At 63.3% G+C, this 14,852-nt stretch carries 14 protein-coding genes; 7 read left to right on the top strand and 7 right to left on the bottom strand.

Annotated elements, in window-relative coordinates; all coding sequences use genetic code 11:
- The first annotated feature begins 37 nt into the window (after window positions 1–37).
- Entirely contained in the window at window positions 38–640 is a 603-nt protein-coding gene (locus NQ050_RS01375; protein WP_257037459.1) for a low molecular weight phosphatase family protein, read from the top strand.
- On the opposite strand, the gene NQ050_RS01370 is transcribed toward NQ050_RS01375, so the two are convergent.
- Complete coding sequence (locus NQ050_RS01370) at window positions 637–1,701, bottom strand: o-succinylbenzoate synthase (protein WP_257037458.1); 1,065 nt, start codon at window positions 1,699–1,701, stop codon at window positions 637–639. The genes NQ050_RS01375 and NQ050_RS01370 overlap by 4 nt on opposite strands.
- Window positions 1,702–1,739: 38 nt before the next feature.
- On the opposite strand from NQ050_RS01370, the gene NQ050_RS01365 reads away from it, so the two are divergent.
- Window positions 1,740–2,702, top strand: coding sequence for a 1,4-dihydroxy-2-naphthoyl-CoA synthase (locus tag NQ050_RS01365; RefSeq protein ID WP_257037457.1), 963 nt, complete (start codon window positions 1,740–1,742; stop codon window positions 2,700–2,702).
- A gap of 92 nt (window positions 2,703–2,794) precedes the next feature.
- Complete coding sequence (locus NQ050_RS01360) at window positions 2,795–3,271, top strand: carboxymuconolactone decarboxylase family protein (RefSeq protein WP_257037456.1); 477 nt, start codon at window positions 2,795–2,797, stop codon at window positions 3,269–3,271.
- Here the strand turns inward: NQ050_RS01360 and NQ050_RS01355 are convergent.
- The 6 genes from NQ050_RS01355 to NQ050_RS01330 form a co-directional block, all read right to left on the bottom strand.
- Window positions 3,268–4,128, bottom strand: coding sequence for an alpha/beta fold hydrolase (locus NQ050_RS01355; RefSeq protein ID WP_257037455.1), 861 nt, complete (start codon window positions 4,126–4,128; stop codon window positions 3,268–3,270). The genes NQ050_RS01360 and NQ050_RS01355 overlap by 4 nt on opposite strands.
- A 2-nt stretch (window positions 4,129–4,130) precedes the next feature.
- Entirely contained in the window at window positions 4,131–5,051 is a 921-nt protein-coding gene (locus NQ050_RS01350; protein WP_257037454.1) for a dihydrodipicolinate synthase family protein, read from the bottom strand.
- Between the two features lie 105 nt (window positions 5,052–5,156).
- Window positions 5,157–5,912 (bottom strand): ABC transporter ATP-binding protein, encoded by a 756-nt coding sequence (locus tag NQ050_RS01345; protein WP_373456392.1) that lies wholly within the window; start codon window positions 5,910–5,912, stop codon window positions 5,157–5,159.
- Window positions 5,913–5,989: 77 nt separating this feature from the next.
- The gene (locus NQ050_RS01340; RefSeq protein ID WP_257037452.1) at window positions 5,990–8,035 is read right to left on the bottom strand and encodes a dipeptide/oligopeptide/nickel ABC transporter permease/ATP-binding protein; all 2,046 of its coding nucleotides are present in this window, start codon (window positions 8,033–8,035) and stop codon (window positions 5,990–5,992) included.
- A complete protein-coding gene (locus NQ050_RS01335) occupies window positions 8,035–9,000 on the bottom strand; it encodes an ABC transporter permease (RefSeq protein WP_257037451.1) in 966 nt (321 codons plus the stop codon). The genes NQ050_RS01340 and NQ050_RS01335 overlap by 1 nt, the downstream gene beginning before the upstream one ends.
- A 162-nt stretch (window positions 9,001–9,162) precedes the next feature.
- Entirely contained in the window at window positions 9,163–10,788 is a 1,626-nt protein-coding gene (locus NQ050_RS01330; protein WP_257037450.1) for an ABC transporter substrate-binding protein, read from the bottom strand.
- Window positions 10,789–11,297: 509 nt separating this feature from the next.
- Here NQ050_RS01330 and NQ050_RS01325 point away from each other — a divergent pair.
- Genes NQ050_RS01325 through NQ050_RS01310 form a run of 4 tightly spaced genes read left to right on the top strand, consistent with a single transcriptional unit; the run spans window position 11,298 to window position 14,845 of the window.
- Window positions 11,298–12,086: a FadR/GntR family transcriptional regulator gene (locus NQ050_RS01325; protein WP_257037449.1), complete on the top strand. Its 789-nt coding sequence runs from the start codon at window positions 11,298–11,300 to the stop codon at window positions 12,084–12,086.
- Window positions 12,083–12,976, top strand: a complete 894-nt coding sequence (locus NQ050_RS01320; RefSeq protein WP_257037448.1) for an ROK family protein — start codon at window positions 12,083–12,085, stop codon at window positions 12,974–12,976. Before NQ050_RS01325 ends, NQ050_RS01320 begins: the two co-directional genes overlap by 4 nt.
- Window positions 12,977–12,994: 18 nt before the next feature.
- Entirely contained in the window at window positions 12,995–13,699 is a 705-nt protein-coding gene (locus NQ050_RS01315) for an N-acetylmannosamine-6-phosphate 2-epimerase (protein ID WP_257037446.1), read from the top strand.
- A gap of 6 nt (window positions 13,700–13,705) precedes the next feature.
- Window positions 13,706–14,845: an amidohydrolase family protein gene (locus tag NQ050_RS01310; RefSeq protein ID WP_257037557.1), complete on the top strand. Its 1,140-nt coding sequence runs from the start codon at window positions 13,706–13,708 to the stop codon at window positions 14,843–14,845.
- Window positions 14,846–14,852: the final 7 nt, after the last annotated feature.

Below are 14,852 nucleotides of genomic sequence, written 5' to 3'. Positions count from 1 at the left end.
TAGTATAAGTGCTGGCTGTGGCTGTACTGTTTGGGGAATGATCGACAAATTTGCAATCGTTCGTGAGGACCTCCACCGCCGCTACGGCCACCTGTTTGATGCGGCAACCATTGACGCTGAAGTAGATGGTGCTATTGATAAGCACAAGGATGCCCGCATTGCTGATTTTGTCCCCGTGTTGGTGGAGCGCGACGCCAGCGAATCCCTCCAGTTGCGCGCAGACGAGCAAGGCAAAGCTAGCGACGCCCGCAAAGAAATCCTTTTTGTGTGCGAGCACAACGCCGGGCGTTCCCAGCTCGCCGCCGCGCTTACCCGCCACCTCGCCGGGGAGCAAGTGGTGTACCGCTCCGTGGGTTTGAACCCCGAAGGCGGCATCAACCCCACCGTGATTGAGGTGCTCAAAGAGCGCAACATCGACCACGAGCACCTTTACCAAAAGGGCATCGTACCCCGCGTGGTGCACGCCTCTGACGTGGTAGTCCTCATGGGCGTGGACGAAGTCCCGGGCGTTCCTGGCCAGCGCCTGGTCCGCTGGGACATCGCTGACCCAGCGCAACAGCCGGTGGAAACGGTGCGGGAAATCGCAGACCAGGTGGAGCAGAAGGTTCGCGAGCTGCTCACCGAGCTAGAGATTCTCTAGCACCTCATCTCTAGCACCTCATAGGCCAGGCGCAGGCGCTCATTCCAGAAATCCACGCGATCCGGGGCGCGCAGCGCCTCCAAGCGGGCTTGTTCCGGGGCCAGCATTTCCACCTGGAGGTGGCCGTCCACCAGTTTCCGCGCTGCGGTGACGTCCTCCAGGAACAACCCCTGGGTGCCCAGGCCCGCTGCCGCCGGGGGGACATCGAAGTCCTCATCATCGGTGTGCGCCGGCAGGGCCGCCACGGCCGCGATGCCCGCGTTCATGCCAACACCTGAATCCAGCGCGCTGGAAATGGTGATGTCCAACCCGCGGGCGCGGAAGAACTCCGCCACCTCAAGCACCTTGCGCGGCCCACCCATCGGGGCGGCCTTGATCACCGCAACATCTGCAGCATGCTGCCTGGCCACCTCATAGGGGTCCTCGGCACGGCGGATGGACTCATCCGCGGCAACCCGCACAAACAGTCCGCTGCGCTGCAGCGTTGTGCGCAACTCGGCAAGCTCCGAGACCGTTGCGCAGGGCTGTTCCATGTACTCCAGCGGCCCGAGCGCACGCGCCGCTTCGAGGGCTTGGGAAACAGTCCACGCTCGGTTGGCGTCCACGCGAATCTTCGCGAGCGGGTTGGCTTCGCGGACGGCTGCGACCCGGGCGGCGTCGTCGGCAAGGCTTTGCCCCTGCTGCGCAACCTTCACCTTCACCGTGCTGCAGCCAGGGAACTGCGCGAGGACTTCTGCAACCTGCTCGGGGGCAACCGCCGGCACCGTGGCGTTGATCGGGATGCGGCTGCGCACCGGAGCGGGCGGGCCAACGTAGGCCATTTCCAGCGCGTTTGCCAGCCACGCCGCCGATTCCTGCGGCCCGTACTCCAAAAAGGGCCCGAACTCGCCCCAGCCGGCGGGGCCCTCGATCAGCATCACCTCGCGCTCAGTGACCCCGCGAAACGGCACGCGCATGGGCAGGCGCACCACATGGGCGCGTTCGAGTAGCTCGGATACTGGGGGCTTGGGAAGGACTGGGTGTTCGTGATTGGGGTGTTCGTGATTGGGGTGTGCGGGCATGGGTACATCTTATGTGGGCACCTCTTATGATGGAGTGCATGACTGTGATCAAAGGCGAACGCGGCCGCGAATACTCCACCGACAACCCCTTCAACCCGCAACTGTGGGAGCAGGTGCCGGGGTTTGAGCACTTCAGCGACATCACCTACCACCGCCTGCGCGGCGAGGGCCGCAGCAACGGCACGGTACGCATTGCCTTTGACCGCCCGGAGGTGCGCAACGCGTTTCGCCCCCACACCGTGGACGAGCTCTACCAGGCACTCGACCACGCCCGCCGCAGCCCAAATGTAGGCACCGTGCTGCTCACCGGCAACGGCCCCGCGGAAAAAGACGGCGGGTGGGCATTCTGCTCCGGCGGCGACCAGCGCATCCGCGGCAAGTCCGGCTACCGCTACGCCGACGGTGAGACCGCAGACACCGTGGACGAGGCACGCACCAAGGCCGAAGGCGGGCGCCTGCATATCCTGGAGGTACAACGCCTCATCCGCACCATGCCCAAAGTGGTGATCGCCGTGGTGAACGGCTGGGCGGCCGGCGGCGGGCACTCCCTGCATGTGGTCTGCGACCTCACCATCGCCTCACGCCAGGAGGCTCGCTTCAAGCAAACCGACGCCGACGTGGGCTCCTTCGACGCCGGCTACGGCTCCGCGTACCTTGCCAAGATGGTGGGCCAAAAGTTCGCCCGCGAAATCTTCTTCCTGGGCCGCACCTACGACGCCGAAACGATGCAGCGCATGGGCGCGGTGAACATTGTTGCCGACCACGCTGAACTGGAAAACGAAGCCATCCAAGTTGCCCGCGAAATCAACTCCAAATCCCCCACCGCGCAGCGCATGCTGAAGTTCGCCTTCAACCTCACCGACGACGGCCTCATGGGCCAGCAAGTCTTCGCCGGCGAAGCAACGCGCCTGGCTTACATGACCGACGAAGCCGCCGAAGGCAAGCAGGCGTTTTTGGAAAAGCGTGAGCCGAACTGGGATGACTTCCCCTATTACTACTAGGACGCGCTTTTGTCCCTGCGCCTTTCGCGCCTGCTCAACCTGCGTTTGTGAGCCCTGCGTTTGTGAGCCCTGCGCCCTGAACTGGAGACACGATGACTACACCAGCCAATGAACCCAAGACCCCGTTCTTGGATAAGTATTTCCCCGATGTGTATAAGCAACTGGTCGGGGCGGGCGCGAAGCTGCGCGACCTCTACCCCGATGTGGACCTTTCGAACGCGTTAGTGGAGCTTGTGTGCGTTCGTGTGAGCCAGCTCAACCGCTGCGCGTATTGCCTTTCCATCCACACTCCGCGCGCCCGCAAGGCCGGGGTGGCCGAGGTGAAGTTGGACCTCCTGGTGGCTTGGCGTGAAGCCGAAGAGCTCTACACCGAGCAGGAACGTGCCGCCCTCACACTCGCTGAGCAACTCACCCTGCTGCCCGAAGGCCAACGCAACGGCGACGCCGCCCTGCAGGCCTGCAAAGTCTTTGCCGAGGAGCAGGTGGCTGCCCTGGAGTGGGTGGTGGTGACCATGAACGCCTTTAACCGCGTGTCCATCGCCTCCGGGCACCCGCCGAAGCCGTACTAACGGGGGCGTTCAGCTTCTGTCCTCCCCTCCTCCAGCGGCGGCGGTAGCAGATTTGTCCATGAGGGGATGAAGGCTTCTACTGCTGTATAGACCGCCCCCGGCTGGTCGCGCCGCACGGTGTGTGAGGCCTGCGGGATGAGGACGGTCTGCACATGGGCCGGTGCGTCTGCGAGGCGGTTGGGGCCGATGAGGACGTCGGGGGCGTCGCCGGTGAGAAGCAGCGTGGGAGTCTGGAGCTGATCCAGTAGGTCCAGATGTGGGTCAAGCTCGCCGACGATTCCCGTTGCTAAAAACTCCAAATCCACCTGTGCTTTGCCTTGGGCCCAGCCAGCCACCTCCGCAGCGGACCAGTGTGGGTAGGCCGAGGTGAGCCGACTGATGGCCGCGGGGAGGTCGGCGCGTTGAAACTCGGTGAGCTCCCGAGTGCCCGCCTGCCGATACTGCTCGTACTGGCTCTCGGTGAGCAACGCCGGGTCCTCCAGGACCAGGGCGGTGAACCACTCGGGATGGCGCACGGCGAGGTGGGCTGCCACTGCCCCTCCCATGGAATGACCCCACAGCAAGGTGGGTGCGGCTGGCAGGTTCAGCTCCTCGAGCAGCTGCTCCGCGGCCTCCACCATCGCCTGAATAGGGGCCTCAAGCTGGGCCGGGCTCAACCGTGGCGAAAGGCCGTGACCCAGGTGGTCCACCAGCAACACATCCCACTGGTCTCCGAAGTGCCCGGCGATCCCGCACAGGGAAGCGGCGGAGTCCGTCACCCCGTGCAGGGCGATCAGCCGCCCCCGAAGCGGAAGCCCAAGCCCAGGCTCCAATTCCGATTCCGGAACTGGCCTGCCCGCGCGCAGATAGGACAGCACCGCTAGAGCACCCCGGCGCCCCGGAGGATCTCGGTGATAGCTTGGCGGCTGGGGGCGTCGGAAATTGGGGGCAACGGCTGGGACATGAGATTGCTCTCGATGACCCCCATGAGCTCTAGGGCCGTTTTGAACGCGCCCACGCCCGCGGCCGGGCCGACCTTGCCCACAGGTTGGAACACGATCTCAAACAGCGCGGCCAGGCGGTCTTGCTCCTGGCGGACCGTCTCCCAGTCGCCGGCTTGGTAGGCGTCCCACATTCGGACGTAGCCGGCCGGATCCACGTTGCCCAGGCCGGGGACGCAGCCGTCGGCACCCGCCATGTATGCGCCGTCCACAACCACCTCATGGCCGGTGAGCAGCGTCAATGGGTGGCCGGCTGCCTTGTTTTGGGCGGCCAGGCGGCGGAAGGAGACGTCGTCGCCGGAGGAATCCTTCACGCCCGCGAGCACGCCATCCACGCCGAGGCGCACCAGCATCTCCGGGCTGAGCTTTGTGTGGACGCACACGGGGATGTCATAGGCGATGATCGGCAGCGACGTCGCCGCGTGCAACTGCCGGAAATGCTCCTCCACCTCAACGGGGCCAGTGATCGCGTAGAACGGCGCGGTTGCAACCACTGCATCCACCCCGGCGCGCTCAGCGGCGCGAATGTGCTGGATCACGCGGTTGGTTTGCATGTCAATCACTCCGGCGTACACCGGCACGCGCCCCTGCACCTGCTCCACCACCGCAGTGATCACCGCCTCGCGGTCCTCGTCACTCAGGAACGCCACCTCGCCGGAGGAACCCAGCACGAACAGGCCGTGCACCCCACCCGCGAGCAGGTGATCCACCACCGCGGAAAGCCCCTGATAATCGACCGTTCGGTCAGCGTGCAGCGGGGTGACCACCGGAGGCACCACGCCATGAACTATTGAAGACATCTCACTCCTTAGAGGTAGTGCTTCCTGCGCTGGGAAGATTGCCAAGAAGACCTCCGACGCAGCCAGGGCGCCGCAGGAAACAAGGTTCCCAGGCGGAAAAGCGGTTTAAATCAGGGTTGGGGTAGCAGCGAGCAACGTGCGCGTGTACTCCTGCTGAGGGTTGCTAAAAAGCTGTTCAGTGGGTTGTTCCTCAATGATTTCCCCCTTGAGCATCACGCACATGCGGTCAGAGACGTAGCGCACCGTGTTGATGTCATGGGAAATGAACACCAAACCCAAGCCCAACTCCGAGCGGAGGTCCGTGAGCAGGTTGAGCACCTGGGCGCGCACAGAGACGTCAAGGGCTGAGGTGGGTTCGTCGGCAATGATGAGATCCGGCTCGAGCGCGAGGGCGCGGGCGATTGCCACGCGCTGGCGCTGGCCGCCCGAGATCTGCCGCGGCAGGACGTCGAGCGCCGACTGCGGCAAGCCCACCAGGCTCAGCAGCACCTGGACGCGCTTCATCCGGGACTTCTCATCACCAACGTGGTGGACGTGCAGCGGGTCGAGGAGCTGCTCCTTCACCGTCATGCGAGGGTTCAGCGCGGTTGCCGGGTCCTGGAAGACCACGGAGACGGTGCGGCCGAGCTCCTTACGCTGCCGCGCCCCTCCCCTCATGAGCTGTCCGTTGAAGTACACCTCGCCGCTTGTTGGCTTTTGCAGACCAACAAGCACCCTGGCCAGCGTGGACTTGCCACAGCCCGACTCACCCACGATGCCCACAACCTCGCCGCGGTGGACGTGGAAGTTCACGTCCTTGTTGGCGTGCACAGTGTCTGGGCGAAACAGCTTGCCCGTGCGGGTCTTGTGGATCACGTTCATGTTTCGTGTTTCCACGATTGGGGATTTGGCCTTCTGCGCTGTATGTGCGGTCTGCGGCGTATGTGCTGTGGTCATGGCTAGTCACCGTCCTTGAGCAGTGCGGCGGGTTGAAGCAAGGATTCTGGGGTGCCCGCGCCGATGAGTTCTTCACGGCGCAGCTCCAGCAGCTCGTCAGTGATTGCAACGTGGTGTGTGCCGGTTGCGCCCACTTGGCGTAGCAGTGGTTTTTGAGTTATCCCCAGCGTTGGGGTGGAGGATCGTGGAGCAAAGCGGTCTCCCGCCACGAACTCCCTCGGGCTGGGCACCGTCCCGGGCACCTGGTAGAGGCGCTTGGCGCCAGATTCGATACTGAGCACGGCGCCGAGCAAGCCTCTGGTGTACTCGTGGGTTGGGTGCTCCAGCAGCTCCCTGGTGTTGGCTTGCTCCACCACCTGGCCGGCGTACATCACGGTGATCTTGTGGGCCAACTTTGCCACCAGAGCGAGGTCGTGGCTCACAAAGATCATGGAGAAGCCGAGGCTTTCACGCAGCTCGTTGAGCAGGTCCACAACCTGGCGCTGCACGGTGACGTCCAGGGCGGTGGTGGGTTCGTCGGCAATGAGCAGGCGTGGGTTGCGGGTCAGCGCCATTGCGATAAGAACGCGCTGGCGTTGGCCGCCGGAGAGCTCATGAGGGTAGGACTTCAGGGTACGCACGGGGTCCAGGCCCACCAGCTCCAGCAATTCCTCCGCGCTGCGCTTCCCGCCGCGCCTGATGAGCTGGTGCATCTGGGCGCTGATCAGCATAGACGGATTGAGTGAGCTCAGTGCGTCCTGGTAGATCATGGCCATCTCATGACCGCGCAGGGCATTGCGCTCCTCCGGCTTGAGGTCCAGGAGGTTTTTGCCGTCGTAGAGGATCTCGCCGGTGATGCGGGCGGTCTTGGGCAGCAGGCCCATGATGGCCAGCGACACCAGGGATTTACCACAGCCGGACTCGCCCACCAGGCCCATGGTCTGACCTGGGGAGACGGTGAAGTTCACGTTGTCCACAATGTTGACGTCACCGTGGGCCTCTGGGAAGGCAATGCAAAGGTTGCGCACCTCGATGAGGGGCTCTTCCGGCTTCGCGTAGTTAAGGCGGCGGTCCTCGTTTTGCTCCGCTACCTGCAGCGCATGCAGCGAGGTGTTGAGCGATTCCTGTGCCTCTTCCTCGCTGAGCGACCCCAGGGTATTGCGGGAATCGATCGTGGGGTCGTCGTCCGCAACCTTTGCCGTGCGCTTGATGCGCGGCGAGGCGAGGGCATCGGTAAGGCCTTCGGAGAGAATATTCAGGCTGAGCACCGTGAGCAGGATCATCAGGCCTGGGAAGAAGGTTGGCCACCACGCGCCGGAGAGCAGCACCTGCTTGCCGTCGGCAAGGATGTTGCCCCAGGATGGCTCCGGTGGCTTCACGCCGGCGTTGATGAAGGACAGGGAGGCCTCAAAAACGATGGCGTCTGCAACCAGCACCGTGGCGAATACGGCGATCGGGGCGATTGTATTGCGTGCAACATGCTTGATGAGGATGTGCGGGACACGCGCGCCCATCACCTTGGCGGCAGACACATAATCTTCACCGAACTCGCTGATAATATTCGCGCGCACCACGCGGGAGAGCTGCGGAACGTACAGGAAGCCGATGGCAAAGACGATCACGGGTAACGACGTGCCAAAGACCGCAACAAACACCGCTGCCAGGGCAATGCCGGGGAAGCTCATGATGATGTCCAGGATGCGCATGAGCACCTCAGACACCGCTTTGTTGGAGGTTGCGGCTATCGAGCCGAGCACCGCAGCAACGGCGAGCGCGGAAAGTGTTGCGCACAAACCAATGATGAGTGAGGCACGGGCGCCGTAGGCAACGCGAGCAAAGATGTCACGCCCAATGGCATCGGTACCAAACCAGTGCTCCGCGCTCGGTGGCTGCACCGGAACGCCGGAGGCCAGTGGGCTGTGGGAGGTCACCAGCGGAGCGAACACAGCCAGGCAAGCAATCAGCAGCAGGAACACCAATGCGATCTTGGAAATCAGCGGCAAACTCTTGATTCCCGCAAAGCGGTTGCCTGCTTTGGATTCGAGTTTTTCAGTCAGGTTTCGGCGCATTAGATGCTCCTGATGCGTGGGTTGACAAGCACGTACAGCATGTCAACAACGATGTTGATAATGATGAAGGCAATGGCCACGGTGAGCGTCACGCCTTGAACCAGGTAGACGTCGTTTCGCGTCACACCGTCCAGGATGAGCTGACCCATAGCCTGGATGTTGAAGATGATCTCAATGATCACCGCACCACCCATGAGGTAACCGACGCGCAAACCGAGCACCGTAATTGGGGTGATCAGCGCGTTGCGCAGCACGTTACGAGACACCACCTCGCGGTAAGGAATGCCGGAACCGATGGCGGTGCGCACATAGTCTTTATCCAGCTCCTCCACCATGGCGGTGCGCACCACGCGGGTCAGCGAACCCGCCACAGGCACCGCCAACGCTAGAGCCGGCAAGAACATGTTGTTCAAGTACACCGCCGGATTTTCCGTGAACTTCGTCCACGCGGTCACCAACGCAGGGAACACTCCCCAACCGCCCGGAATAGTCCCCAGCCACTGGATCAGCAGGATGGCCAACCAGAAACTCGGGGTTGCCAGCGCCGCGATGGAGAACACGCGGATCACCTGGTCTGGCCAGCGGTCCCGGTACAGCGCCGCAATCACGCCGAACACCAGGGAGAACACGGTGGCGATGATCAACCCAAGGAAGGTGAGCTGCAAGGTGATTGGGAACGCGCGGGCGATAATGTCCGTCACCGGGGTATTACCCGAGGTGGTTCCCAAATCTCCCTGGAACATATTGACCAGGAAGCGGCCGTACTGCACCAGCAATGGGTCATTCAAACCATGTGCTTCACGGTAATCCTCAAGGGCCTTGAGTGAAGCGGACTCACCCAAGGCCAAGCGGGCGGGGTCCGCCGGACTGAAGGACATAATGAAGAACACAAGGAATGTCACACCGAGGATCATGATCGGCAACGCCACGAGGCGGCGCCCAATCAGCCGGATGAGGTTTGACATGGGGAGGTCCTTTACGAGTTCAAAGCATGTGATCCATACACCCAGCCCTCATGGACAGGCGCGAATTGCAACGCCGCCAACACTTGCGCTCTTATGGGCAATGAGTGTTGGCGGCGGTCTCCTTAGCTGGGTTCTACAGCAGCGTTACGTGCAACGGTGTTGTTACTTGGTGGAACCAACACCGACGAAGGTCAAGCCGGTCACGGAGATTGGCTTGAAGTCCACCAAGGTGGTGCCGTCCCAAGCGGTTGGGGTCTTGCGGTGGAACAGTGGGTAGAGAGGCACGGCCTCGGAGATGAGGTCAAAGGCCTCGCCCCACTTCTGCTCTTGGGTTGCGGAGTCAGTTGCCTCAAGACCCTCTGCGAGGATGGTCTGGAGTTGCTCGTACTCTGCAGAGCCCTTCCAGTGCATACGGGTGTCCGTCCAGGTGTCTGCTGCGTACCACCAGCGCATGAGCAGGTCTGGGTCGGTGCCAAACACGCTTGGGTCACCTGGGGCGATCACAACGTCGTATGCACCTGGCACACCGTCGATGGTGTTGTAGACGTCCGCGGACTTCTTCTCCGTGAACTCCACTTCGATGCCGGCAGCCACCAGGGACTCCTGGATGAGCGGGGTGCACTTGCGAACCCAGTCGTGGTCGGTGCACAGAAGGCGCATCTTGGTCAGACCGGTCTCAGCAAACAGCTCGCGTGCGCGGGCCTGGTCGAATGAGTACACGTTTGCGGCCCGCTTGTAATTCGGGTGCTCCTCATGGAGGAAGGAAGTTGCAGGCGTTGCCTGGTCGGAAAGGCCGGTCTGGATGACCTTGCCCATGTCAATCGCGTAGAGGAATGCCTGGCGGTTGCGCACGTCAGCGAACGGGTTGCCAGCCTCATTGTTGAACATGGCGAACAGAAGACCGAAGCCCTGGACCGACTCCACGGTGTCGGTTGCCTTGAGCTGGTCGATGGAGAGGTACGGCACGGAATCGATGGCCTGCACGGTCTTGGACTGCAGTGCGTTGGTGCGGGTGGAAGGATCTGGGATGATCTGCCACTCCATCTTGGCTGCGCGAGCAGGGCGAGGGCCGGTGTAGTCATCAAAGCGCTCAAAGCGGATGGTCTTGTTCGCACCATTTTCCGTCATGCGGTATGGGCCGGTGCCCACTGGGTTGGCGGAGAAGGCATCTGGGTCTGCTTCAACAGCAGCTTTTGGCACGATCTTCACTACGGCAAGACGATCCGCGAACACACCCACCTCGTGGGCCAGGGTGAACTCTACGGTTCGATCGTCCTTGGCGGTGACGTCGGTAATGAATGGGATGAAGCTGGCGTAGAGGGAGTTGTTTGCCGGATCGAGGACGCGCTGGAAGGAGAAGACCACGTCTTCTGCGGTGACGTCGGTGCCGTCGTGGAACTTGGCGCCTTCGCGGAGCTGCACCTCGGCGGTGGTGCCGTTGGCGGTTGGCATGGTGGATGCGAGGGCTGCGTAGGTTTCGCCGGTGGCGGCGTCGATCTCAGTGAGGCCCTCAAGGGTGTGCCAGTTGGCGGCGACGGTGAGCGCGGCGCTGGTGACCATTGGGTCGTAGCCGTTGGTGCCGAGCTCGTAGGAGATGGCGGCGGTGATGGTGCCGTCCTCGTTCAGTGCCGACGCATCCGCGCCAGTGGAGGCCTGGCCAGCGCTGGAGTTCGTGTCTGCTGGCGCACAAGCGGAAACCGCCACGGCCAAACCTGCAGCGGCACCGAAGGCACCGGAGAACTTGAAGAAGTCGCGGCGCGTGAACATCCGCTCGTTTGTGGAACTCATGAGGGTAGTCCTTTCCCAGATGAAGACAATCAAAAAAGGTAACTCAAATTTGATGCGGAACCTTTTGACACCTTGCGACCCAAAACTTTTGCGCTCCGATGCTCGCTTGTTCGCGCGCACCGATCACCACAAGGTCCAAAGTTCCTGTATGCAGTTTTCGCACTCGCAGTTTCCGTGCAGTTTCCGTCCTGTGCGGGCACTGGAGGTGCAACCAAAACGCTCACGTCAGCTCTGCTACAGCTCTGTTACATGGTCACTTTATGGTCACTTTGCACGATACATCAGACGTCAGACAACTACTAGGGTTTTGTGATAGGATTTTTCACATCAGCACATTCGCCCAGGTCAGAGCACCAAAAGCGAGTGTCCCCCAAAAGTGTGAGGGTTAAAAATATCGCTCAACAGGCCCTAGTGACCCGCAAAGACCTCAGCCACACTGCCACACTGCCGCACTGCCCCAACGCCGATAACCTCAACATCACTCACTGCCCCGAACGAAAGAAGCCACCATGAGCAGACCAGATGATCCCCTGCTCCAGCCCACGCCGCCCACAGCAAAAGCACCCACAGCAAAAGCACCCAGCAGCGCCGCGAGCACCACGAAGGCCATCGAGCAGTACATCCGCACCCAAGGCCTCACCACCGGCGACCCCCTCCCCTCCGAGTCTGCGATCTGCGAACAGTTGGGGGTCTCCCGCTCCTCGGTGCGCGAGGCGATCCGCACCCTCGTCTCCCTAGACGTGCTGGAGGTCCGCCACGGCACGGGCACCTTCGTGGGCAAGATGTCCCTGGCCCCTCTGGTCAACGGCCTGATTTTGCGGCTCACGCTGAACGAGGAGCTCGCGCTGGTCAACCTCTCGCATGTAGTGGACACCCGCGTGATCCTTGACATGGCGGTGGCAGACGCGCTCGCGGCCCAGTTCCACAACCAGGACGTCTCCCACCTAGAGGCGCTGGTGGAGCAGATGCGGCAGAAGTATGAAGCCGGCCAGCCGTTTACCGAGGAGGACCACAACTTCCACAAAGCCCTTCTCAAGGACCTCCCCAACCCGCTGATTCGGGAGCTCTCCCTGGCCATGTGGGAAATCCACAACGTCACCAACCCTTTGCTCGGGGTGAGCCCCCCAGAGGACATGCGCACCACCGTGGAAGCTCACGAGCACATGGTCCAGGCCCTCCAGCGCGGCGATGCCGAGGAATACAAGCAGCTTGTGCACACCCACTACGAGCCGCTGCGCAGGGCGATCGCCGCCAAGATCGCCCACTCACCCACCGAGGCTTCCGGGGAGCAATCATGAGCACAATCATTGGTGTGGACGTCGGCGGCACAAAAATCGCCGCAGGCACCGTCTCCCTCGACGCCGCAGGTCAGCCCCACGTCACCGCCGAGCTGCGCATCCCCACCCCGCGCAGCAACGCGATCACCGGGGTGCTGGAGGCGATCGCGCAAGCGCTCGAGCTTTCCGACGCCCCCAAGGCGGGCATCGGCATCGGCGCCCCGGGGGTGATCGACCCCAGCACAGGGCAGGTTGTCTCTTCCGGCCCCACCATGGCGGGCTGGGCGGGCACCCAGATCAAACAGGAAGTCGAGCGCGCATTCGGGCTGCCGGTGGCAGTGCACAACGACGTCCGCGTGCTCGGGCTCGGCGAGGCACGATTCGGCGCCGGGCGGGAATTCGCCAACATTCTGTTCTGCAGTTTGGGCACCGGGGTGGGCGGCGCGATCGTCCGCAACCACTCCCTCATGAGCTCACCGCACCACACCGCCGGTGAACTGCGCAGACTCTACGGCAGGTTGCCGAATGGTCAAGCCGCACTGATCGAAGACTTCGCCTCCGGCACCGGTGTAGCGCGCCAATACAACGCCACGGGCAGGTGGCCGCAAGCGCACGACCTCCACGAAATCATGGACCGCATCGCCGCACCCGGTGGTGCTCATGAGGGGGAGTTTGTGGCGGAACTGTTCTTCTGCGCCGGCGAGGCCATCGGCGGCTTCGCCTCCGCCATCGACGTTGACGCCATCGTACTCGGCGGCGGCGTGACTGGCATCGGCGAGTTTGTCACTGAACCCTTTGCCCGCGGGGTCCGCGCAGGCGCGATCCCACCCATGGACCAGGTGCCTGTGCGCGTCGCCACGCTTGGCCCCCAAGCCCCCATCATCGGCGCAGCCAGCCTACTTCTCCCTTAAGAACTCAAAGGAAACATCATGGATCTGCAAACGTTTATTCAACAGGTGCGCGGCACGCTCATCGTGTCTGCGCAGGCACCCACCGGCCACGTCCTGCGCGATACCCGCACCATCGCCTTTTTGGCCCGCGCCGCTGAGGCCGGGGGCTCCACCGCCATCCGCTGCGGCGGCTACGGCGGCCTGGAGGACATCAAAGCCGTGGTAGAGGCGGTGCAGGTACCCGTGATTGGGCTCACCAAAGAGGGCGACACCGGCGTGTACATCACCCCCTCCGTTGCTTCCGCGGTGGCCGTTGCCCAGGCCGGTGCCGCAGTTGTGGCGATTGACGCCACCGCCCGCCCGCGCCAGGACGGCTCCGATTTTGCCGCGCAAGTCCGCGCGGTCCACGAGCACAACGCGCTGGCCATGGCAGATATCGCCACCGCCGAAGAGGCCGTTGCCGCACATCAGGCCGGCGCCGACGTCATCTCCACCACCCTGGCCGGCTACACCGAACACCGCGCCAAAACCGAGGGCCCCGACCTTGAGCTCATTCGGGAGATTCGGCAACTTCTGGGCAAGGACGTCTTCCTCATCGGCGAAGGCCGCTTCCACACCCCGCAGCAGGCAGCGCTCGGCATCGAGGCCGGGGCGGACGCGATCATCGTGGGCACCGCCATCACGGACGTCGCGTTTGTGACCGCCCAATTTGCCAACAGCGTGAGCCAAGCAGCCAGCAAGTAGGGGCGGATCATGCAAGAGACGGGCACCCTCATCACCCCACGCGGTGTGTTTCCCAACCGGCGCGTGGAATGGGAGCACGGGATAATCACCAGCATCGAAGAGGTACCGGCGTCAGATGCACCTGAGCAACCGCGCTACCTCCTGCCAGGCGTAGCTGACCTGCACAATCACGGCGGCGCCGGGGCCTCCTTCCCGAGCGACCCCCTCTCCGCTTGCCGCAGCGCCGCACTCCACCACCGAGCGCACGGGACTTCCACCCTGTTGGCGTCCACAGTCTCCCTCCCCGAAGAACTCCTCCTGCCGCAACTGGAACTGCTCGCCCAACTTGTTCATGAGGGGGCGATGGTGGGGATCCACGCGGAAGGGCCCTTCGTGAACACGCTGCGCTGCGGCGCCCAAGACCCAGCCGCGATCATCCCCGGCGACCCCGCCCTGTTCTCTCGCATGATCGACGCGGCCCAGGGCACCCTGCGCAGCGTCACCCTGGCGCCGGAAACGGCACACCTTGGCGAGCTGCTTGAGCTGTGCGCGGAACATGGGATCATCGCCAGCTTTGGGCACACGGATGCCGATTTCCCCACCACCATCGCCGCCGTGCGCACCGCCGCTGAGCTCGGCGTGCAGGTCACTGCAACACACCTGTTCAACGCGATGCCCCCTATCCACCACCGCAATCCCGGCGCGGCGGCAGCCCTGCTGCGCGCAGCCGGCGAGGACCTGGCCGTGGTGGAGCTGGTGGCCGACGGCGTCCACCTTGATGACCACACCGTGGAATTCGTGCTCAGCACCATCGGCGCAGGCCGCACAAGCTTTGTCTCGGACGCCATGGGCGCGGCTGGCCAAGCCGATGGCCACTACATCCTTGGCCGGCTGGCAGTGACCGTGCAGGACGGCGTAGCGCGCCTGAGTACCAACGACGGCACCCTGGGCGCAATCGCCGGCGGCACCTCTCATGTGTTCGACCAAGTGCGCCGCCACATCACCGCGGGCCTGGACCCCCAAGCCGTCATCACCGCCGCCACCACCGGCCACCGCCTGCTGGGACTCACAGACCGCGGTGACCTGCAGGTGGGTATGCGGGCTGACATCATTTCCACCTCATGGACAGACACGCGGGTGTACTACGGCGGCGAGCTACAAGTTTAGGAAGGAA

This window comes from Corynebacterium sp. 122RC1, from assembly GCF_024580955.1.
Classification (GTDB): Bacteria; Actinomycetota; Actinomycetes; order Mycobacteriales; family Mycobacteriaceae; genus Corynebacterium; species Corynebacterium kozikiae.
This window is presented reverse-complemented; position numbering and strand designations above follow the sequence as displayed.